Annotated in this window: 20 protein-coding genes; 10 read left to right on the forward strand and 10 right to left on the reverse strand. The window is 70.3% G+C overall.

Translation table 11 applies throughout. The annotated features are described in order from the left end of the window. Nucleotides 1-37: 37 nt before the first annotated feature. The 4 genes from ACIHFB_RS28770 to ACIHFB_RS28785 all read right to left on the reverse strand — a co-directional run bounded on the left by ACIHFB_RS28770 (nt 38) and on the right by ACIHFB_RS28785 (nt 3,363). Nucleotides 38-1,177 (reverse strand): ABC transporter substrate-binding protein, encoded by a 1,140-nt coding sequence (locus tag ACIHFB_RS28770; protein WP_400128423.1) that lies wholly within the window; start codon nt 1,175-1,177, stop codon nt 38-40. Beyond that, nucleotides 1,174-2,034 carry an ABC transporter permease gene (locus tag ACIHFB_RS28775; RefSeq protein WP_365284028.1) on the reverse strand — a complete coding sequence of 287 codons (861 nt, stop codon included), beginning with the start codon at nt 2,032-2,034 and terminating at the stop codon, nt 1,174-1,176. Before ACIHFB_RS28775 ends, ACIHFB_RS28770 begins: the two co-directional genes overlap by 4 nt. After that, a complete protein-coding gene (locus ACIHFB_RS28780; protein WP_400128426.1) occupies nt 2,031-2,798 on the reverse strand; it encodes an ABC transporter ATP-binding protein in 768 nt (255 codons plus the stop codon). Before ACIHFB_RS28780 ends, ACIHFB_RS28775 begins: the two co-directional genes overlap by 4 nt. A gap of 148 nt (nt 2,799-2,946) precedes the next feature. Next, the gene (locus ACIHFB_RS28785) at nt 2,947-3,363 is read right to left on the reverse strand and encodes a Fur family transcriptional regulator (protein ID WP_210585744.1); all 417 of its coding nucleotides are present in this window, start codon (nt 3,361-3,363) and stop codon (nt 2,947-2,949) included. A gap of 150 nt (nt 3,364-3,513) precedes the next feature. On the opposite strand from ACIHFB_RS28785, the gene ACIHFB_RS28790 reads away from it, so the two are divergent. Then, nucleotides 3,514-4,965 carry a catalase gene (locus ACIHFB_RS28790; protein WP_400128428.1) on the forward strand — a complete coding sequence of 484 codons (1,452 nt, stop codon included), beginning with the start codon at nt 3,514-3,516 and terminating at the stop codon, nt 4,963-4,965. Nucleotides 4,966-5,044: 79 nt separating this feature from the next. Here the strand turns inward: ACIHFB_RS28790 and ACIHFB_RS28795 are convergent, their stop codons facing one another. After that, entirely contained in the window at nt 5,045-5,437 is a 393-nt protein-coding gene (locus tag ACIHFB_RS28795) for a CBS domain-containing protein (RefSeq protein WP_365284054.1), read from the reverse strand. 116 nt (nt 5,438-5,553) lie between these two features. Then, complete coding sequence (gene hisN, locus ACIHFB_RS28800) at nt 5,554-6,354, reverse strand: histidinol-phosphatase (protein WP_365284023.1); 801 nt, start codon at nt 6,352-6,354, stop codon at nt 5,554-5,556. A 187-nt stretch (nt 6,355-6,541) separates the two neighbouring features. On the opposite strand from hisN, the gene ACIHFB_RS28805 reads away from it, so the two are divergent. Continuing rightward, nucleotides 6,542-7,150 (forward strand): helix-turn-helix domain-containing protein, encoded by a 609-nt coding sequence (locus ACIHFB_RS28805; protein WP_365284021.1) that lies wholly within the window; start codon nt 6,542-6,544, stop codon nt 7,148-7,150. 17 nt (nt 7,151-7,167) lie between these two features. Here the strand turns inward: ACIHFB_RS28805 and ACIHFB_RS28810 are convergent, their stop codons facing one another. From ACIHFB_RS28810 to ACIHFB_RS28825, 4 genes are all read right to left on the reverse strand, one after another. Then, the gene (locus ACIHFB_RS28810) at nt 7,168-7,491 is read right to left on the reverse strand and encodes a multidrug efflux SMR transporter (protein WP_353690240.1); all 324 of its coding nucleotides are present in this window, start codon (nt 7,489-7,491) and stop codon (nt 7,168-7,170) included. 105 nt (nt 7,492-7,596) lie between these two features. Next, nucleotides 7,597-8,604 carry a ribosome small subunit-dependent GTPase A gene (gene rsgA, locus ACIHFB_RS28815; protein ID WP_365284019.1) on the reverse strand — a complete coding sequence of 336 codons (1,008 nt, stop codon included), beginning with the start codon at nt 8,602-8,604 and terminating at the stop codon, nt 7,597-7,599. Nucleotides 8,605-8,614: 10 nt separating this feature from the next. Beyond that, the gene (gene aroA / locus ACIHFB_RS28820; RefSeq protein ID WP_365284017.1) at nt 8,615-9,931 is read right to left on the reverse strand and encodes a 3-phosphoshikimate 1-carboxyvinyltransferase; all 1,317 of its coding nucleotides are present in this window, start codon (nt 9,929-9,931) and stop codon (nt 8,615-8,617) included. A gap of 99 nt (nt 9,932-10,030) precedes the next feature. Then, nucleotides 10,031-10,744, reverse strand: a complete 714-nt coding sequence (locus ACIHFB_RS28825; protein ID WP_400128432.1) for a M50 family metallopeptidase — start codon at nt 10,742-10,744, stop codon at nt 10,031-10,033. A 50-nt stretch (nt 10,745-10,794) separates the two neighbouring features. On the opposite strand from ACIHFB_RS28825, the gene ACIHFB_RS28830 reads away from it, so the two are divergent. The 8 genes from ACIHFB_RS28830 (at nt 10,795) to def (ending at nt 18,025) form a co-directional block, all read left to right on the forward strand. Then, nucleotides 10,795-11,610 carry an SOS response-associated peptidase gene (locus ACIHFB_RS28830; protein ID WP_365284013.1) on the forward strand — a complete coding sequence of 272 codons (816 nt, stop codon included), beginning with the start codon at nt 10,795-10,797 and terminating at the stop codon, nt 11,608-11,610. Nucleotide 11,611: 1 nt separating this feature from the next. Beyond that, nucleotides 11,612-12,241, forward strand: coding sequence for an alpha/beta family hydrolase (locus tag ACIHFB_RS28835; protein WP_400128435.1), 630 nt, complete (start codon nt 11,612-11,614; stop codon nt 12,239-12,241). 256 nt (nt 12,242-12,497) lie between these two features. Further along, a complete protein-coding gene (gene sigR, locus ACIHFB_RS28840; RefSeq protein WP_221225818.1) occupies nt 12,498-13,181 on the forward strand; it encodes an RNA polymerase sigma factor SigR in 684 nt (227 codons plus the stop codon). Next, nucleotides 13,178-13,480 (forward strand): mycothiol system anti-sigma-R factor, encoded by a 303-nt coding sequence (rsrA, locus tag ACIHFB_RS28845; protein ID WP_365284007.1) that lies wholly within the window; start codon nt 13,178-13,180, stop codon nt 13,478-13,480. Before sigR ends, rsrA begins: the two co-directional genes overlap by 4 nt. Before the next feature lie 123 nt (nt 13,481-13,603). After that, nucleotides 13,604-14,911 carry an HD-GYP domain-containing protein gene (locus ACIHFB_RS28850; protein WP_400128437.1) on the forward strand — a complete coding sequence of 436 codons (1,308 nt, stop codon included), beginning with the start codon at nt 13,604-13,606 and terminating at the stop codon, nt 14,909-14,911. Then, a complete protein-coding gene (locus ACIHFB_RS28855) occupies nt 14,908-16,152 on the forward strand; it encodes an HD-GYP domain-containing protein (RefSeq protein WP_400128439.1) in 1,245 nt (414 codons plus the stop codon). The genes ACIHFB_RS28850 and ACIHFB_RS28855 overlap by 4 nt, the downstream gene beginning before the upstream one ends. 113 nt (nt 16,153-16,265) lie before the next feature. Further along, nucleotides 16,266-17,246, forward strand: a complete 981-nt coding sequence (locus tag ACIHFB_RS28860; protein WP_365284001.1) for a hypothetical protein — start codon at nt 16,266-16,268, stop codon at nt 17,244-17,246. 128 nt (nt 17,247-17,374) lie between these two features. Beyond that, nucleotides 17,375-18,025: a peptide deformylase gene (gene def, locus ACIHFB_RS28865; protein WP_365283999.1), complete on the forward strand. Its 651-nt coding sequence runs from the start codon at nt 17,375-17,377 to the stop codon at nt 18,023-18,025. Nucleotides 18,026-18,270 lie beyond the last annotated feature (245 nt).

Here is an 18,270-nt window from a genome sequence, read left to right on the forward strand (position 1 = left end):
AGGGCCCGGATCATTTGATCCGGGCCCTGGGTGTGTGTCAGGGGCGATGGCCCACTGCCTCCTCGTAGAGGGACCGGTCCACCGTCCGGGATTCCGGTAGGGGATCGCCGTCCGCGACGCCCTGGGCGCCGTACGCGGACTGGAGGCGGTCCGTCGTGCCCGCGCGGATCTCCCAGTCCATGCGGAGGGACGGCGTCGATTCGAGGATCTCCTGGTCGGCCTTCAGAAGATTCGCCAAGTATGTGACGAAGGTCGCATTCTTCTTGTAGTCGGATGCGAAGTACGAGTTCACCGTGCGGATGTAGGCCCGGATCAGGGCCACCCCCGCGTCCACGTCGTCGTTCAGCAGGCTCGGGCCGTACAGCATGCCGCCCAGGGGCTCGCCGAGGGGCTGGCCGCCCAGGAAGGCGTATCCGGGCGTGCCGTCGACCTTGCGCCAGACCGGGTCGAGGAGCCAGGCGGAGTCGACGCCACCGTTCTGGAGGGCGGTGAGGACGTCGGCGGAGCCCAACTGCTGGTACTGGATCTTGTCCAGGCCGCCGCCGTGCTGCTCCAGGGCCTGCTCCATCGGGTACGCGATCACCGAACCCTTGCCGATCATCGTGCCCAGCTTGCGGCCGGCCATGGCCACCCGGTCCGCGCTCTCGCCGTCCTTCAGGCGGACCCAGAGGCCGCTCTTCGACTCGGGGTCGGGGGAGAAGTTCCCGGCGACCCACTTGATGTCGAAGCCGCCCCGCAGTCCGTTCATCACCGCCGCCTCCGGGGCCGCCCAGAGCGCGTCGATCTCGCCCTTGGCCAGCAACGGCAGCGCGTCCGGCGTCGGCAGCACCTTCAGGGTGACGTCCAGGCCCTCCCGCTTGAACTCGCCCTTGTCGAGGGCGACTTGCAGCGGCGCCACATACTCCGCGCTCAGCGTCCCCGTCGCGATCGTCAGCTTCCGTGGCTCGGACAGCGGCCGGGGCTGAGGAGACCCCGGCTCGCAACGCGCCGGTTGTCGCTTCGGAGACATGTCGGCAGGGTCGGTCCAGGACGTGTCCCCGCAGCCCTGCACCGGGCGGATCGTGCGTGACGCCGCCGCCTGACGGGGTTCCGAGCGGGACGAGGAGGACGCCGAGCAGCCCGCCGACGCCAGCAGACCGGCAACGACGACCATGACACCGTACGGACGAAGTCTCATGACTGCCCCCGTCCCCGGTCCCGTGGCGCCCATGGTGTGAGCAACCGGCCCACGACACGCACCAGTTCGGAGAAGAGCACGCCCAGGACGGCCACGCAGACGATGCCGACGAACATGACGTCGTTCTGGAAGAGCGCGCGGGAGTCGAAGATGAGGTGGCCCAGGCCGTTCGTGGCGGCGATCTGTTCCGACGCGACGATGACGAGGACCGCCACGCCCGCCGCGATCCGCGCGCCGACCAGGACCGCTGGGAGGGAGGCGGGCAGCAGGACGTGCCGGAACATCTGCCAGGGCGAGGCCCCGAAGACCTGGCCCGCGTCGCGGTGGCCGGAGGGGATCGACATGACCGCGGACATCGTCGAGATCCAGACGAAGAAGAAGACCGTCGCCGCCACCAGGGCCACCTGCGGTCCCTCGCCCAGGCCGAACATGTTCAGGAAGATGGGCAGCAGGGCCAGCTTCGGTACGACGTACAGGGCGTCCAGGAGCGGCTCCAGGGCGGCCCGTACCAGCGACAGGGAGCCCATCAGCAGGCCCAGGGCGTAGCCTGCCGCGGTGCCGACCGCGTAGCCCGCCAGGACGCGTTTCAGGGTCGCCCACACGTCCGGCCACAGGTCGCCGGCCGCGGCCCGGTCCCAGCCGTCCGCGAAGATGGTGGACGGGGCCGGGTAGACGCGGTCGTCGATCCAGGCCCGGGTGGCGGCCAGTTGCCAGAGCAGGACCAGCAGGACGGGGACGGCCACAGCCAGGGACAGTTCCAGGGCGCGTCGGCGGCGGTGGGTGCGTACGGGATGGATTTCGTGCGGGCCCGGCGCGCGGACCAGGACCGATTCCCGTTCGGGAGCGATCGTCGTCATGCCGGCACCGCCTCCTTTCGCAGCAGGTCCCACAACTCGGTCTTCAGAGTCGTGAATTCGGGGGCGGAGCGGATGTCGCCGGTGCGCGGGCGCGGGAACGGGGGGTGGCGTTCGGCGATGAGCCGCCCCGGACGGGCCGACATCACCAGGACGCGGTCCCCGAGGACGATCGCCTCCTCCAGGCTGTGGGTGATGAAGAGGGTCGTCGTCCTCAGCGACTGGGTGATGCCCAGGAGTTCGTCCTGGAGGATCATGCGGAGCTGGGCGTCGAGTGCGGCGAACGGCTCGTCCATGAGGAGGAGTTCGGGTTCCACCGCGAGCGCCCGGGCGATCGCGACACGTTGGCGCATGCCCCCGGAGAGGGTCGCCGGGTAGGCGTCTGCGAAGTCGGCCAGGCCCATGCGGGCCAGCCAGGACTCGGCGCGCGCGTTCGCCTCGCGGCGCGGGACGCGCTGGATGTCCAGGCCGAAGCGGACGTTCGCGCGGACGGTCTTCCAGTCGTAGATGCCGTAGTCCTGGAAGATCATGGCGGCCGGGCGAGGGGTGGAGGTACGGATCTCCAGGCGGCCCGTGCTCGGGCGGAGCAGGCCGGCGGCGATCCGCAGCAGCGTGGACTTGCCGCAGCCCGAGGGGCCGACGAGGCAGACGAACTCGCCGGGGGCGACGGCCAGATCGAGGGGGCCGAGGGCGTGGACGGCCCCGGGGCCCCGGCCGAAGGTTCTGGTCAGATCACTGGACTTGAGTTTCGGATACGGCTCTCCCACGGTGTCTCCTCGCGGAGTGCGGAACGGACTGGTGGGCGCCGCCGACGATATGACGACCCGTCAGATACGGGAAGGTCGTGCGCAGCAGAAAACCCCCGGCACTGGATCAGTGCCGGGGGCTCGCAGCAGTACGTATTACGCCGTTGTGTTACGCCGTCGCGCAGTTGGGGCACAGCCCGCGGTACGTCACCTCGACGTCCGAGACCGTGAAGCCGAAGCGCTCCGAGTCGGGGAGGTCGGCCAGCGGGTTGCCGGTGGGGTGGACGTCCCGGATGGAACCGCAGTGGGCGCAGACCAGGTGGTGGTGCGGTTGGTGGGCGTTCGGGTCGTACCGCTTGGCGCGCTTGTCGGTGGCGACCTCCAGCACCTCGCCGAGGGAGACCAGCTCGCCCAGGGTGTTGTAGACGGTCGCCCGGGAGATCTCGGGCAGCTTGGTCACAGCTCGCGCGTGGACCTCGTCGGCCGTCAGATGGACGTGTTCGCCGTCGAGGACCTCGGCCACGACGCGCCGCTGCGCGGTCATCCGCCAGCCGCGGCCGCGCAGTCGTTCCAGAAGGTCGCTCATGCGGACCAGCTTAACAGCAGGGGACCAGAATCCGAATAGGTGTGAATTTGGAGCACTGCTTGATTTGGATTAAGTCCAATGTAGGATCGGTTCAGAACGGCTCGGGGGCAGAGGAACGGCTCAGGGGCAGAACCGACGCAGGAGGCGCACGTGACGCAGGGACCGCTTACCACGGAGGCCGGTGCTCCGGTCGCCGACAACCAGAACAGTGAGACCGCGGGCATCGGCGGCCCGGTCCTCGTCCAGGACCAGCTCCTGCTGGAGAAGCTGGCCCACTTCAACCGTGAGCGCATCCCGGAGCGGGTGGTGCACGCCCGCGGCGCCGGTGCCTACGGCACCTTCACGGTGACCGCCGACGTGACGAAGTACACGCGCGCCGGGTTCCTTTCGGAGGTCGGCAAGCAGACCGAGACCTTCCTGCGCTTCTCCACGGTCGCGGGCAACCTCGGTGCGGCCGACGCGGTGCGCGACCCGCGTGGCTGGGCGCTGAAGTTCTACACCGAGGAGGGCAACTACGACCTCGTCGGCAACAACACCCCGGTGTTCTTCATCAAGGACGCCATCAAGTTCCCGGACTTCATCCACACCCAGAAGCGCGACCCGTACACGGGCAGCCAGGAAGGGGACAACGTCTGGGACTTCTGGGGGCTCAGCCCCGAGAGCACCCACCAGGTGACCTGGCTGTTCGGCGACCGCGGCATCCCGGCGTCGTACCGCCACATGAACGGGTACGGCTCGCACACCTACCAGTGGAACAACGAGGCCGGCGAGGTCTTCTGGGTCAAGTACCACTTCAAGACCGACCAGGGGATCAAGAACCTCACGCAGGCGGAGGCCGACAGGCTCGCCGGTGCGGACCCGGACAGCCATCAGCGCGATCTGCGTGAGTCCATCGAGCGGGGCGAGTTCCCGACCTGGACCGTGCAGGTGCAGATCATGCCGGCGGCGGACGCGGCGACGTACCGCTTCAATCCGTTCGACCTCACCAAGGTGTGGCCGCACGAGGACTACCCGCCGATCGAGATCGGCAGGCTGGAGCTCAACCGCAACCCGGAGAACATCTTCGCGGAGGTGGAGCAGTCGATCTTCAGCCCCGCCCACTTCGTGCCGGGCATCGGCCCGTCCCCGGACAAGATGCTCCAGGGCCGCCTCTTCGCGTACGGCGACGCCCACCGCTACCGCGTCGGCATCAACGCCGACCACCTGCCGGTCAACCGCCCGCACGCCACTGAGGCGCGCACCAACTCCCGTGACGGTTCCCTGTACGACGGCCGCCACAAGGGCGCCAAGAACTACGAGCCGAACAGCTTCGGGGGGCCGGTCCAGACGGACCGCCCGTTGTGGTCCGCCGCTGCGGTGAACGGCGGCACGGGCAACCACCCTGCCCCTGTGCACGCCGAGGACGACGACTTCGTGCAGGCGGGCAACCTCTACCGGCTCATGTCCGAGGACGAGAAGGAGCGTCTGATCGGCAACCTGGCGGGCTTCATCGCCAAGGTCTCGCGCGATGACATCGCCGAGCGTGCGATCGACAACTTCCGTCAGGCGGACGGTGACTTCGGCAAGCGGCTGGAGGCCGCGGTCCAGGCCCTTCGCGGCTGACACACCCACCAGCACTGGATCGCTTGTCGAAGCGGGCCGGACTTCCTGACATCAGGAAGTCCGGCCCGTTCGCATGGGCTCAGGCCGGTACCTGCTGCCGCAGCGGTGCCCAGCAGCGGATGATGTCGCGGACCGAGACGATGCCGACGGGCTCGTCGTGGTCGAGCACGATCAGATGGCGGAAGCCGCCGTGTGCCATGGCGTGCGCGGCCTCTTCCAGCGTCCAGGACGGGGCGGCGAACACGACGTCGTTGGTGGTGTGGGCGTCGGCGGGCTCCGTGTCCGGGTCCTGGCCCAGGCCGACGGAGATCAGGATGTCGCGTTCGGTGAGGATGCCGATACCGCCGGCGTCGGGATCGAGGACGACGGCTGCGCCCACCCGGCGGGTGGACATCAGCGCGGCGGCCTGGCGAAGGGTGTGGGTCGGGCCGATGGTGAGGACCACTGTGCTCATGGCGTCGCGGACGAGCATGGATGCAGCCACCTCCTGAGGGTCTCCGCCGCTTGTTCACCGTTTCACAAATTCACAAGGGGCGGGACTCTCAGAGTGACAGGCAAAGAGAGGGTCAACAAGAGGGAGGGTGTTGGTCAGTACCGCTCGTTCAGATAGCCCAGGAGCTCGTCGTGCAGCAGGCCATTCGACGCGGCCGCGTTGCCGCTGTGCGGGCCCGGGCGGCCGTCGAGGCCGGTGAAGGCGCCGCCCGCCTCCGTCACGATGATCGCGTTCGCGGCCATGTCCCACAGCGACAGCTCGGGCTCGGCGCAGATGTCGACGGCTCCCTCGGCGACCAGCATGTACGGCCAGAAGTCGCCGTACGCGCGCGTGCGCCAGACCTCGCGGGTCAGGTCGAGGAAGCCGCCCAGCCGGCCCTGGTCCTCCCAGCCGGTGAGCGAGGAGTACGCGAAGGAGGCGTCGGTGAGGCTGGACACGCCGGAGACGCGCAGCCGGGACGCCTGGGAGAGGCTGCGGCCGGTGAAGGCGCCGTGTCCCTTCGCGGCCCACCAGCGGCGGCCGAGCGCGGGGGCGGAGACCAGGCCGACGACGGGCTCGAAGCCTCCCTCGACGGCCTCCGTCAGGGAGATGAGCGTGGCCCAGACAGGGACGCCGCGTACGTAGTTCTTGGTGCCGTCGATCGGGTCGATGACCCAGCGCCGGGGGCCGGTGCCCTCGATGCCGTACTCCTCGCCGAGGACCGCGTCCCGGGGGCGGGCGCGCTGCAACTGGCCGCGGATGAGTTCCTCGGCGGCCTTGTCCGCCTCGCTGACCGGAGTCATGTCCGGCTTCGTCTCGACCTTCAGGTCGAGGGCCTTGAAGCGGGCCATGGTCGTTGCGTCGGCGGCGTCCGCGAGGACGTGGGCGAAGCGGAGGTCGTCGAGGTAGTCGGGCATGTGTGAACCGTATCTTTCGCGGTCGCGGCCGGGCTACAGGCGAATGTGGGGGAAAGGTGTGCACAGCCGTACGATCACCCGAGTGCCTACGAAGGGGGTCGTGCGCCCCCTTGTGCCCTCGCGAACCCTTGACAGTGCCCCCGTGCGCGTCAAATCTGGGGCCAGAGTCGGTCGGGCTCGGGAGGCGATGATGCCTGCAGCGCGGGAATCCCTGCTGGACGCCGCTTACACGGCGCTGGCGCGGCGGCCATGGGCCGCGGTGCGGATGGTGGATGTGGCCGCGGCGGCCGGGGTGTCCCGGCAGACGCTCTACAACGAGTTCGGCAGCAAGGAAGGGCTGGCCCGGGCGCTCGTACGGAGAGAGGCCGACGCCTATCTCGCCGGTGTCGACCGGGCCCTCGCCACCCACAACGACGCGCGCGAGCGGCTCACCGCCACCGCCGAGTGGACCGCCTCGGTGGCCCGCGAGAACGCGCTCGTGGGCGCCATGCTCACCGGCTGCTGGAGCGAGCGGCTGCCCTCGCCGACGCTCTCGGCGGTGCCGTCCTCCTCGGCGGTGCCGGCCCAGCGGCGGGCGGACGGGCCGCTGCCCTCACCCGGCGACTTCGTGGCCCTCGTCCGTGACCGTGCCGTGGTGGTGCTGTCCGGACCCGGCGCCCGCAAGTCGGACACCGCCGAACTGGCCCGTTCCTGCGAACTGGTCGTCCGACTGGCACTGTCCTGCGTGGCGGCCCCGCCCGGCGAGGGTGGCGTCGCGGATCTCGTACGGAGCGCGCTGTACCGGCAGTTGGTCTGAGCGGCGCGCGTCGTGAATCAGTGTGCCGAGCCCGACAGCTGGAGTCCGATGACGCCCACGATCACCAGGCTGATCGAGATGAGCTTCAGCGTCGACACGAGGTCGCCCAGGAAGATCATGCCGTAGATGGCGGTGCCCGCCGCGCCGATGCCCGTCCACACCGCGTAGGCCGGGCCCACGTCGAGCTTCTTCAGAGACAGCGTCAGCAGGCCGAAGCTGCCGAGCGCGAAGATGCAGAACGCGACCGTCGGCCACAGCCTGGTGAAGCCGTGCGACAGCTTCAGACAGACGGCGAATCCGGTTTCGAGAAGTCCCGCCACAACCACCAGCAGCCACGCCATGTCTTGTCCTCCCGTGTGTACACGTCGACTGCTTCGTCTGGCTTGGATCGGACTCGGTGCGATTATGCACTTACCGACCTTGCGTGCAGACAAACAACGCGGAGGTCAGTCGCCTTCCTTCCGTTCCCTCGTGGCCAGCAGTCGGCGCAGGGAGTACAGCCGTGACGGGTCCGCATGACCCTCGGCCACCCATGCGTCCAGCGCGCAGTCGGGCTCGTCGTGACTGCATGCGCGCGGACAGCCCTCGGTGCCCGGCTCCAGGTCGGGGAAGGCGTGGATGACCCGGGACGGATCCACGTGGTGCAGCCCGAAGGACCGTACGCCCGGGGTGTCGATGACCCAGCCGCCACCGAGCAGCGGCAGTGCGAGCGCCGAGGTCGTGGTGTGCCGGCCGCGGCCCGTCACCGCGTTCACATGTCCGGTGCTGCGCCGACGGTCCTTCGGCACCAGCGCGTTGACCAGCGTGGTCTTGCCCACGCCGGAGTGGCCCACGAACGCCGTGATCTTGCCGTCCAGTTGCTCGCGCACCCGGTCCGCCGCATTGCCGTTCTCCAACTCCTCACGGCTGGTGACGACATACGGGATGTCCAGGGCGCCGTACAGCTCCAGGAGCTCGTCGGGCGGAGCGAGGTCCGACTTCGTGAGCACGAGGAGCGGTTCCAGGCCGCCGTCGTACGCCGCCACCAGACAGCGGTCGATGAGGCGTGGGCGCGGTTCGGGGTCGGCGAGGGCGGTGACGACGGCGAGTTGGTCGGCGTTGGCGACGACCACGCGCTCGTACGGGTCGTCGTCGTCCGCCGTGCGGCGCAGCACCGAAGTGCGCTCCTCGATACGGACGATGCGTGCGAGGGAGTCCTTCTTGCCGGACATGTCGCCGATGATGGCCACCCGGTCGCCGACGATCGCGGCCTTGCGGCCCAGTTCGCGAGCCTTGACCGCCATCACGATGCGGTCGTCGACGAGGCAGGTCAGACGACCGCGGTCGACGGTGAGGACCATGCCCTCGACCGCGTCCTCGTGCTTGGGGCGGATGTTCGTACGCGGCCGGTTGCCCTTGCGGTTGGGGCGGCTGCGGATGTCGTCCTCGTCGGTGTTCTTGCCGTAGCGGCGCATTGCGTGACCCCTACGCCCCGAGCATCCCGGTCCAGAGGTCGGGGAAGTCCGGCAGGGTCTTCGCCGTCGTGGCCACGTTCTCGATCTGCACGCCCTCCACGGCCAGGCCGATGATCGCGCCCGCGGTGGCCATGCGGTGGTCCTCGTACGTGTGGAAGATCCCGCCGTGCAGCCGGCGCGGGCGGATGTGCAGACCGTCGGCGGTCTCGGTGACATCGCCGCCGAGTTCGTTGACCTCCTTGGTGAGCGCGGCCAGCCGGTCCGTCTCGTGCAGCCGCAGATGCGCGACACCGCGGAGCGTGGAGGGCGAGTCGGCGAGGGCGGCCACGGCCGCGACACCGGGCGTGAGTTCACCTACGTCACCCAGGTCGACATCGATGCCATGAATCGCACCCGAACCGGTGAACTCCAGGCCGTACTCGGTCAGTTGGCAGGAACCGCCCATCTCGGTGAAGATCTCGCGCAGCCGGTCACCGGGCTGGGTGGTACGCGCCGGCCAGTCCGGGACGAGCACCTTGCCGCCGGTCACCAGCGCCGCCGCCAGGAACGGCTGGGCGTTGGAGAGATCCGGCTCCACCGTCAGGTCCCGGCCGAGCAGCGCACCCGGCGTGACCCGCCAGACGTTCGGCTCGCCGCCCGACTCCGGGGTGTCCACCTGGGCACCGACCGCGCGCAGCATGTCCACGGTCATCCGGATGTGCGGGACGGAGGGCAGGGCCGAGCCGGTGTGGCGGACCTCGATGCCCTGGTTGAAACGCGGGCCGGAGAGCAGCAGCGCGCTGACGAACTGGGACGACGAGGACGCGTCGATCTCCACCGGACCGCCGTCCAGCGCCCCGCCGCCGTGCACGGTCAGCGGCAGCGCGCCGCGGCCGTCGTCGTCGATACGGGCGCCGAGGACGCGCAGGGCGTCGATCACGCCGTTCAGGGGGCGCTCGTACGACCTCGGGTCGCCGTCGAAGCGGATTTCGCCGTCGGCGAGGGCGGCGACGGGGGGCAGGAAGCGCATGACGGTGCCGGCGTTGCCGACGTCGACCGTGGCCGGGCCGCGGAGCCCTGCGGGCAGCACACGCCAGGTCTCACCCGTGCCGTTGGGGCCCACGCCCTCCTCGATGCCCACGCCCATCTCGCGCAGGGCGCCGGCCATCAGGAGCGTGTCGCGGGAGCGGAGGGGGCGGCGGATCCAGCCGGGCTCGCTGGCGAGAGCGGCCAGCACGAGGGCCCTGTTGGTGACGGACTTGGACCCCGGCACGTGGACCGTCGCGTCGACGGCTCCGGTCGCGTGGGGGGCGGGCCAGAGGGCGGTGCGTGCGGGGTTCAAGGACATGGGGTCCACTTTAGTAGGGGGTGGTCTATCCGGTGCGGCGCCGTTGTGGCTGGTCGCGCAGTTCCCCGCGCCCCTGTGACGCTGCCCCTTCGGGGCGCGTCACATCGCCAGCAACCACCTGCCCCCGCCTATCAGTGAGCACAGGCTCACCGCGTGGAACAGGAACAGCCAAAGGCCCGCCGGTACATGCGTCAGCCTCGAGAGCTGGTCCGCGTCCGAGTCGCCCGCGCCGCCGCGCGACCGCTTCGCCTGCAACTCGAACGCCGGGCGTACGCCGCCGATCAGGAGGAACCAGACGACCGCGTAGGCGAACGCCGCCTGTACCTGGGGACCGGCCAGCCAGGACACCAGCACGAAGGTGCCGCCGGTGAGGACGACGGTGAGGGCGCCGTAGGCGTTGCGGATCATGACCAGCATGGCCAGCAGGAGGGCTGTGGCCAGCCAGAGGAGGAGGGTGATGCGGCCGGCGCCGAGGAGGGCGGCGCCGCCGAGGCCGAGGAGTGGGGGTGCGGTGTAGCCGGCGGAGGCGGTGAGGATCATGCCGAGGCCGTACGGCTTGCCGCGGCTGACCGTGAGGCCGCTGGTGTCGGAGTGCAGGCGTATGCCGGTGAGCTGCCGGCCGGTGACCAGCGCGACCAGACCGTGGCCGCCCTCGTGGGCGATGGTGATGGCGTTGCGGGCGATGCGCCACAGGCCGTGCGGGACGACCACGGCGACCGCGGCGACGAGGGTCCCGATCACCACCCACAGGTCGGGGTCGGTCTGGGTGCCGATGAGCTCGTCCCACAGAGAGGTCGCTGTGCTGCTGTTCATGTGTCCGGGGTGCTCCCTCGGTTCATACGGAGTCTGGCAGTGTGGCACGTATGTGCGGACGGTATGCATCGAGTCGTAGGCCCGAGGATCTCGCAGGAATCTTTGAGATCGAGAAGTGGGAGCCCGAGGAGACCTTGGAGCCCGATTTCAACGTGGCACCGACCAAAGAGGTCTACGCGGTCCTGGACCGTCCCTTGAAAGACGCGGACGAGAAGCGACCGGTTCGGCAGCTGCGCAAGCTCAAGTGGGGGCTCGTCCCGTCCTGGTCGAAGACGCCCGAGGGCGGCGCCCGGATGATCAACGCCCGCGCGGAGACCGTGCACGAGAAGCCGTCGTACCGCCGTGCCTTCACCACCCGGCGCTGCATCCTGCCCGCCGACGGCTACTACGAGTGGGTCACCGGCACGCAGGAGCGGGACCTGGAGGTCGAGGGGAAGAAGAAGCGGCCGCGCAAGCAGCCGTACTTCGTGCTCCCGGCCGACGGGTCGGTCTTCGCCATGGCGGGGCTGTACGAGTTCTGGCGGGACAAGACGCTGCCCGACGACCATCCGCAGGCCTGGTGGGTGACCTGCTCGGTGATCACGACGGAGGCGGAGCAGACCCCGCTGGCCGTGGCCCCCGCCGACGGGCCGTTCGCGCTGTCCGACATCCACCCCCGGATGCCGCTGATGCTGACGCCCGACCGCTGGGACACCTGGCTCGACCCGGCCCGCACCGACCTCGACGACCTGCGCGAACTGCTCGCCCCGCCGCCGCCCGGACGGATGCGCGCCTACCCCGTGACCACCGCGGTCAGCAATGTCCGCAACAACGGCCCGGAGCTGCTGAAAGAGCTGGAGGGGCCCGAGGAGGGCACACTCTTCTAGTGTGACGACCGAGATCATCAGCACCGACGCGGGGGACGCCCGCATCACCTGGCACCGGGCGAGGAAGGCGCGGCTCGTGCTGGCGGTGAGCCATGGCGCGGGCGGCGGCATCGAGGCGCGCGACCTCCGGGCGATCGCCGCCGAGCTGCCGGGGCACGGCGTGACCGTCGCGCTCGTCGAGCAGCCCTGGCGCGTGGCCGGGAAGAAGCTGGCGCCCGCGCCGAAGACGCTGGACGTGGGGTGGCGGGGCCTGTGGCCGGCGCTCGCCAAGCCCGGGCTTCCCGTGATCGCCGGTGGCCGCAGCGCCGGCGCCCGCGTCGCCTGCCGTACGGCGACGGAACTCGGCGCCCATGCCGTCCTCGCCCTCAGCTTCCCGCTGCACCCGCCCGGCAGGCCCGAGAAGTCCCGCGCCGACGAGCTGCTGGGCGCCGGGGTGCCGACGCTCGTCGTGCAGGGCGGCAACGACCCGTTCGGCAGGCCGGAGGAGTTCCCGAAGGGCGCCTGTGAACTGGTCGAGGTCCCGTACGGCGATCATGGATTCGCGGTGCCGAAGCGGGCCGGGATCGGGCCGGACGAAGTCGTGGCGATCATCACCGACGCGGTCGTGAAGTGGGCCGGGTCACTGGGGTAAAGGCCCGGGAATGTTGAGCTGCGGACCACTGTTGTGCGGAGCAGAGTGCCGAAGTACCGGCACCTACGTCGTGGGAAAGGGAGTCCGCCGCATGGGTTCGACCATCTGCCCGAGCCGTGACAGCCGCACTGACCTGGACTGGACGGTGCTGCACGCGGCCAAGACCACCCCTATTCGAGGGGCGGCGGGGACGGGTCGTCGTCTATCCTCCGAGTCTGGCGACACCGGTTTCGGTGCTGCCCGGAATCTTGAGGAGGTGGGTCCGGTCACTGGGATCGACGCAGGGACCGACAACGGCCAGGCGGAGCAGCCCGAGGGCCAGGGCACGAGCACGGAGTCCACGGCGGAGCGCACCGCGCGCTTCGAGCGGGACGCGCTCGAATTCCTCGACCAGATGTATTCGGCCGCGCTGCGCATGACGCGCAACCCGGCCGACGCCGAGGACCTGGTGCAGGAGACGTACGCGAAGGCGTACGCGTCCTTCCACCAGTTCCGCGAGGGCACCAACCTCAAGGCGTGGCTGTACCGGATCCTCACCAACACCTTCATCAACTCGTACCGCAAGAAGCAGCGCGAGCCCCAGCGCTCCGCGGCCGAGGAGATCGAGGACTGGCAGCTGGCGCGCGCCGAGTCGCACATGTCGACCGGTCTGCGCTCCGCCGAGTCGCAGGCGCTCGACCACCTGCCCGACTCGGACGTGAAGGAAGCGTTGCAGGCGATCCCCGAGGAATTCCGCATCGCCGTCTATCTCGCGGACGTAGAGGGCTTTGCGTACAAGGAGATCGCGGACATCATGGGGACACCCATCGGTACGGTGATGTCCCGCCTGCACAGGGGCCGCCGTCAACTGCGCGGCATGCTCGAGGACTACGCCCGCGAGCGGGGACTGGTCCCGGCCGGCGCCGGAGAGTCGAACGAAGCGAAAGGCTCGGGCTCATGAGCTGCGGAGAGCCGCACGAGACGGACTGCAGTGAGGTACTCGATCATCTCTACGAGTTCCTCGACAGTGAGATGCCGGACGTCGATCGCGACAAGTTCAAGCAGCACTTCACGGAGTGCTCGCCGTGCCTGGAGAAGTACGGCCTGGAAGAGGCCGTGAAGAAGCTGGTCAAGCGGTGCTGCGGGCATGACGACGTGCCCACGGACCTGCGCGCCAAGGTCCTGGGGCGGCTCGATCTGATCCGCTCCGGGCAGGCCGTGCCGGACCACGACGTCACCGTGACACCGCAGGAGTCCTGAACTCCCGCCCGGGAACGGGCTGTCGTCACTCGAATGTGCTAACCGCGGGTCATCGGCCCGCGGCAGCCTCACCCGCCGCCCTAGGCTCCTGAGCCGGTACGGGCACGGTCGGGGAGGGGCGTCATGGAGGCGATTCCAGCGCGGGCACGCGCGTATGTCGCCTGCGTCGCCCTGGGTGCGCTGCTCTGCCTTCTCCCGCTGTCCTCCGTGCGCACGCCCTGGTGGGCGGTCGCGCTGCTCGCCGCGCTCTACGCCGGATGCGAGCAGATCACCCGGTGGCGGCTGCTCGGCACGTTCTATCCCGTCCTGCTGGCCGCGGCCTTCCTGCTGCCGCCGCCCGCCGCCGCGCTGGTCGCGGTGCCCGGAGCACTGCTGTCTCCCGTCGCGGGGCGGCCGCGGATGTTGCGGCGCATCTGGCGGGCGGCCGAACTGGTCGTCGCCGTCTGGGCCGCGGCCGGCGTCCACTGGACGCTCGGCGGGCGGGACGCGGTCGTGGCGTCCGACTTCCCGTACGCCCTGCTGCCCGCCCTGGGCGCGGTCTTCGCGTTCTGCCTGGTGCTCAGCGTGCTGGACGGCGGCATTCTGACCCTCGCCGAGCGGGTGCCGGTACGGCGGGCCTGGCGCGGTCTGTTCCTACGTTCCCTTGCGCCGATCGGCGTCCACGGGCTCGCCGGGCTGATGATGGCCGTCCTGTGGCGCAGCCCGTACGGGCCGTTCGCCGCGCTGCTCGTGCTGCTGCCGATGTGCGTGTCGGCCTGGGTGTTCGCGCAGGTCCACCGGGAGCGGGCGGCGCATCAGGCGACCATCCGGGCGCTGGTGCAGGCCGTCGACATCAAGGACGGGTACACGCGCGGGCACAGTGAGCGGGTCGGACAGGCGTCGATGATGATCGCGCGTGAGCTGGGGATGGACGACGAGGGCGTCGAAGTCCTGCGGTTCGCCGGGATCCTGCACGACGTGGGCAAGCTGGGCGTGCCGACCCGGCTGCTGCGCAAGGACGGGCCGCTCACTCCCGAGGAGCGGCGGGTCATCGAGCTGCATCCGGAGTACGGGCACGAGATGGTGCGCGGGATCGCCTTTCTGGGTGAGGCACGGGCGGCGGTGCTGCACCACCACGAGCGGCTGGACGGGAGCGGGTATCCGTACGGGCTGGTGGGAACCCAGATCCCGGAATGCGCGCGGGTGGTGGCGGTCGCCGACGCCTTCGACGCGATGACGTCCACGCGGTCCTACCGCCGGGCCCGGCCGGTCGCGACCGCGCTGGAGGAGCTCCAGCGGTGTGCGGGGGCGCAGTTCGACCCCCGGATGGTCACGGCGCTGGTCCGGTCGCTGGGCAGAAACGGCTGGCACCCCGCGGTCACCGCGGGGGAGGAACCACACACCGTCCCACCGGCCCGCACCGCCCAGAGCCGGCCCGGAGCACACCGATGAGTCCACGCCGGCCTCCGCTGATGCTGCTCATCCACGCCGCCGCGCTCTGCCTGGCCGTCGGCTCCCTCGCCGTCACCCTCTGGACCGGCCTCGACGACCGCTCCGTGGCCCTCGCCTTCGCCGTCCTCGTCGCCCTCGGCGAGCTCGCCCGGTGGAGCGGGGCCGAGGGCAGGGAGGCCGCGCCGCTCGCGGCCGCGGGGGCGCTCGCGTACGCGCTGCTCGGGGAGGACGCGGGACGGGCCACGGAGCACGGCGTCCCGCAGGTCGTCACCGTCGTGCTCGCCGCCTCGCTCGTCGGGAGCGTCCCGCACGTCGCACGAGGACAGGGGCCGACGGTCGATCATCTGGCCCGGCGGGTGCTGACCGTCGCCTTCGCCGCCTTCTGCTTCCAACCCCTGTACAGCCAGGGCGCGTTCGGCAAGGGCGCCGGTCCCGCCTACGCGCTGCTGCTCGTCGCGCTGCTCACGCTCACCACGCTCTGCGACGCCGTCCTCGCGGCCGCTCTCGCCCGCTCCCGCACCCGCTGGCCCTTCGGACCGCTGCTGCGGGACGAGCTGCGGGGCATGCTCGGGATCGGGTCGGCGGTGGGTGCGACGGGCGTGGTGATGGCGCTCGCGGTGGCCGTCGTCGGGCTGTGGGCGCTGCCCGTGTTCTCGCTCCCGCTGCTGCTCACCCAGCTGTCCTTCCGGCGGTACGCCGCCGTCCGTACGACCTACCGGCAGACCATCGCCTCCCTCGCCCGCGCCACCGAGATCGCCGGCTACACACCCGCCGGGCACGCCCGACGGGTGGCCGCGCTCAGTGAGGCCGTCGGACGCGACATGGGACTGTCCGGGCCCGACCTCACCGTCCTGGAGTACGCCGCACTCATGCACGACATCGGTCAGCTCAGCCTCGTCGACCCGGTCCCGGCGGGGGCCACGGCCGTGCTCCCACCGTCCGAGCAGCGGCGGATCGCGCTGCTCGGCGGAGCCGTCGTACGGCAGACCGGGGTGAGTCCGCAGGTCGCGACCGTCGTGGAACGGCAGGCCGACCCCTGCCGGGAACAGCCGGTGGCCGCGCGGATCGTACGGGCGGTGAACGCCTACGAGGAGAAGGCACGCGACGCCGGGCCCGGAGGGCAACTGACGGCCCTGGAGGAGCTACGGCTCGCGACGGCCGGGGAGTACGCGCCCGAGGTGGTGGAAGCGCTGGCCAGGGTGCTGTCGAGGGACAGTCTTACGTTGCCCGTGGTTGGGTAACCCATGGGTAATGAGCGCCCCTCCGGCCGTACGTGGTTTGATGCGCAGGAGAGGGTGTCCGGGGGCGCGAAAGGCACAGCCAGCCCACTCCACGGAACTGGCAGGCGGGAATCGTGAGGATCTTCGGCAAGGGAAGGCACCGGCCCTCCGCCTCCTGGCGGCAGGCCACAGACCGCGCGTTCACACTGATCGGGGACGGTCGGTACGAGGACGCGGGCGCGCTGCTCACACGGGCCGCCGATCTGGAGCCCTGGCTTTCCGAGTCCTGGTTCAACCTCGCCCTGCTGCACAAGTTCCGGCACGACTGGGAGCAGGCCCGGGCGGCGGGCCTCAGGGCCGTCGCACTGCTCGACCGGGAGACCGGCGCACCTGACTGGTGGAACGTCGGCATCGCCGCCACCGCGCTCCAGGACTGGCCGCTGGCCCGGCGGGCCTGGCAGGCCTACGGGCTGCGGGTGCCCGGTGCTCCGGGTGCCGCCGGGGAGCCCGTCGGGATGGACCTGGGCAGTGCGGCCGTACGGCTGTCGCCGGAGGGCGAGGCCGAGGTCGTGTGGGGGCGGCGGCTCGATCCCGCGCGGATCGAGGTGCTGTCCATTCCGCTGCCGTCGTCGGGGCGGCGCTGGGGCGAGGTCGTGCTGCACGACGGCGTCCCGCACGGCGAGCGGACGACCGCCGCGGGGCACGCCTATCCCGTCTTCGACGAGATCGAGCTGTGGGCGCCGTCTCCGGTGCCGACGTGGGTCGTGCTGCTGGAGGCCGCGAGCGAGGCGGACCGGGACGCACTGGAGCAGTTGGCCGCCGATGCGGGGTTCGCCGCGGAGGACTGGTCGTCCTCCGTGCGGCTGCTGTGCCGGATGTGCTCCGAGTCGCGGATGCCGTCCGACGAGGGCGACGGGGAGCATCTCGATCCGCACGATCACAGTGAGCCGGGGCATCCCGGGCCGCTCGGGCATCGGACCGACGGGCAGCTGTGGGTGCCGGAGCGGGAGTGTGGCGTTGCGGCGCCGGCGACGTTGGTGCGGGGGCTGTTGGACGGGTGGGTTGCCGACAGCCCGGATTCCAGGGACTGGCGGGATTTGGAAGAGGTTTGCTAGGTCGTCGTTCTGCTGCGGGTCCGTTGTGGCTGGTCGCGCAGTTCCCCGCGCCCCTGAGGGGGCGCGTCCCCCTTACCCTGTATCAGCAGTCACCCCCTGTTTTTGTTTAGGAAGGGCATACGTCGGTCATGGCGCAGCAGGACACCGATCAGCAGCACGTGGGCGTGCTCCCCGTGGACGACGAGGGTTTCGTCATCGACACCGAGGACGCGGAGGAGCGCGAGAACGCCTGGCGTGAGCGTGGTACCTCGCGGCCGATCACGGTCGTCGGGAACCCGGTGCTGCACAAGGAGTGCAGGGACGTCACCGAGTTCGGCGAGGAGCTCCAGCAGCTGGTCGCGGACATGTTCGCCTCGCAGCACACCGCCGAGGGCGTGGGCCTGGCCGCCAACCAGATCGGCGTCGACCTGAAGGTCTTCGTCTACGACTGCCAGGACGACCAGGGCGTCCGGCACGTGGGCGTCGTCTGCAACCCGGTCCTCGTCGAGCTGCCCGCCGAGGAGCGTCGGCTGGACGACAGCAACGAGGGCTGTCTGTCGGTGCCCACGGCCTACGCGCCGCTCGCCCGGCCGGACTACGCCGAGGTGACCGGGCAGGACGAGCGGGGCAATCCGATCAAGGTGCGCGGCACCGGGTACTTCTCGCGGTGTTTGCAGCACGAGACCGACCATCTGTACGGCTACCTCTACATCGACCGGCTCTCCAAGCGCGAGCGCAAGGACGCGCTGCGGCAGATGGCCGAGAACGAGCCCCGCTACCCCGTGGTCGCGAACGACTGAGGCCGACTGAGGCTGTCCGAAGTCGACTGGGGCCCCACAAGTCCCATCCGTACGGCGTCTGTTCAGGATTCCCTTCCTGACCAGGCGCCGTTCGCGTGTGCGTCGCACGTTCGATCGTATGCGTGCATCCAGTGACCCATATTCAGTCACACAAGGGGACGTTCTCGGCACCCTGGGGTAGTGAATGGAGCAAATGCGTTCCCAGATCGGTCAGTTGTGGTGCTGAATGGAAGAGCGGGGATACG

The organism is Streptomyces sp. NPDC051963 (assembly GCF_044593495.1).
Classification (GTDB): Bacteria; Actinomycetota; Actinomycetes; order Streptomycetales; family Streptomycetaceae; genus Streptomyces.

Coding starts and splice junctions, on each gene's coding strand:
- ACIHFB_RS28785 (WP_210585744.1), bottom strand. CDS start 3,363: ATGAGCGACCTTCTGGAACGACTGCGCGGCCGCGGCTGGCGGATGACC.
- ACIHFB_RS28770 (WP_400128423.1), bottom strand. CDS start 1,177: ATGAGACTTCGTCCGTACGGTGTCATGGTCGTCGTTGCCGGTCTGCTG.
- ACIHFB_RS28855 (WP_400128439.1), top strand. CDS start 14,908: ATGAGTCCACGCCGGCCTCCGCTGATGCTGCTCATCCACGCCGCCGCG.
- ACIHFB_RS28830 (WP_365284013.1), top strand. CDS start 10,795: ATGTGCGGACGGTATGCATCGAGTCGTAGGCCCGAGGATCTCGCAGGA.
- ACIHFB_RS28825 (WP_400128432.1), bottom strand. CDS start 10,744: ATGAACAGCAGCACAGCGACCTCTCTGTGGGACGAGCTCATCGGCACC.
- ACIHFB_RS28775 (WP_365284028.1), bottom strand. CDS start 2,034: ATGACGACGATCGCTCCCGAACGGGAATCGGTCCTGGTCCGCGCGCCG.
- ACIHFB_RS28805 (WP_365284021.1), top strand. CDS start 6,542: ATGATGCCTGCAGCGCGGGAATCCCTGCTGGACGCCGCTTACACGGCG.
- def (WP_365283999.1), top strand. CDS start 17,375: ATGGCGCAGCAGGACACCGATCAGCAGCACGTGGGCGTGCTCCCCGTG.
- hisN (WP_365284023.1), bottom strand. CDS start 6,354: ATGCCCGACTACCTCGACGACCTCCGCTTCGCCCACGTCCTCGCGGAC.
- aroA (WP_365284017.1), bottom strand. CDS start 9,931: ATGTCCTTGAACCCCGCACGCACCGCCCTCTGGCCCGCCCCCCACGCG.
- ACIHFB_RS28795 (WP_365284054.1), bottom strand. CDS start 5,437: ATGCTCGTCCGCGACGCCATGAGCACAGTGGTCCTCACCATCGGCCCG.
- ACIHFB_RS28810 (WP_353690240.1), bottom strand. CDS start 7,491: ATGGCGTGGCTGCTGGTGGTTGTGGCGGGACTTCTCGAAACCGGATTC.
- ACIHFB_RS28850 (WP_400128437.1), top strand. CDS start 13,604: ATGGAGGCGATTCCAGCGCGGGCACGCGCGTATGTCGCCTGCGTCGCC.
- rsgA (WP_365284019.1), bottom strand. CDS start 8,604: ATGCGCCGCTACGGCAAGAACACCGACGAGGACGACATCCGCAGCCGC.
- rsrA (WP_365284007.1), top strand. CDS start 13,178: ATGAGCTGCGGAGAGCCGCACGAGACGGACTGCAGTGAGGTACTCGAT.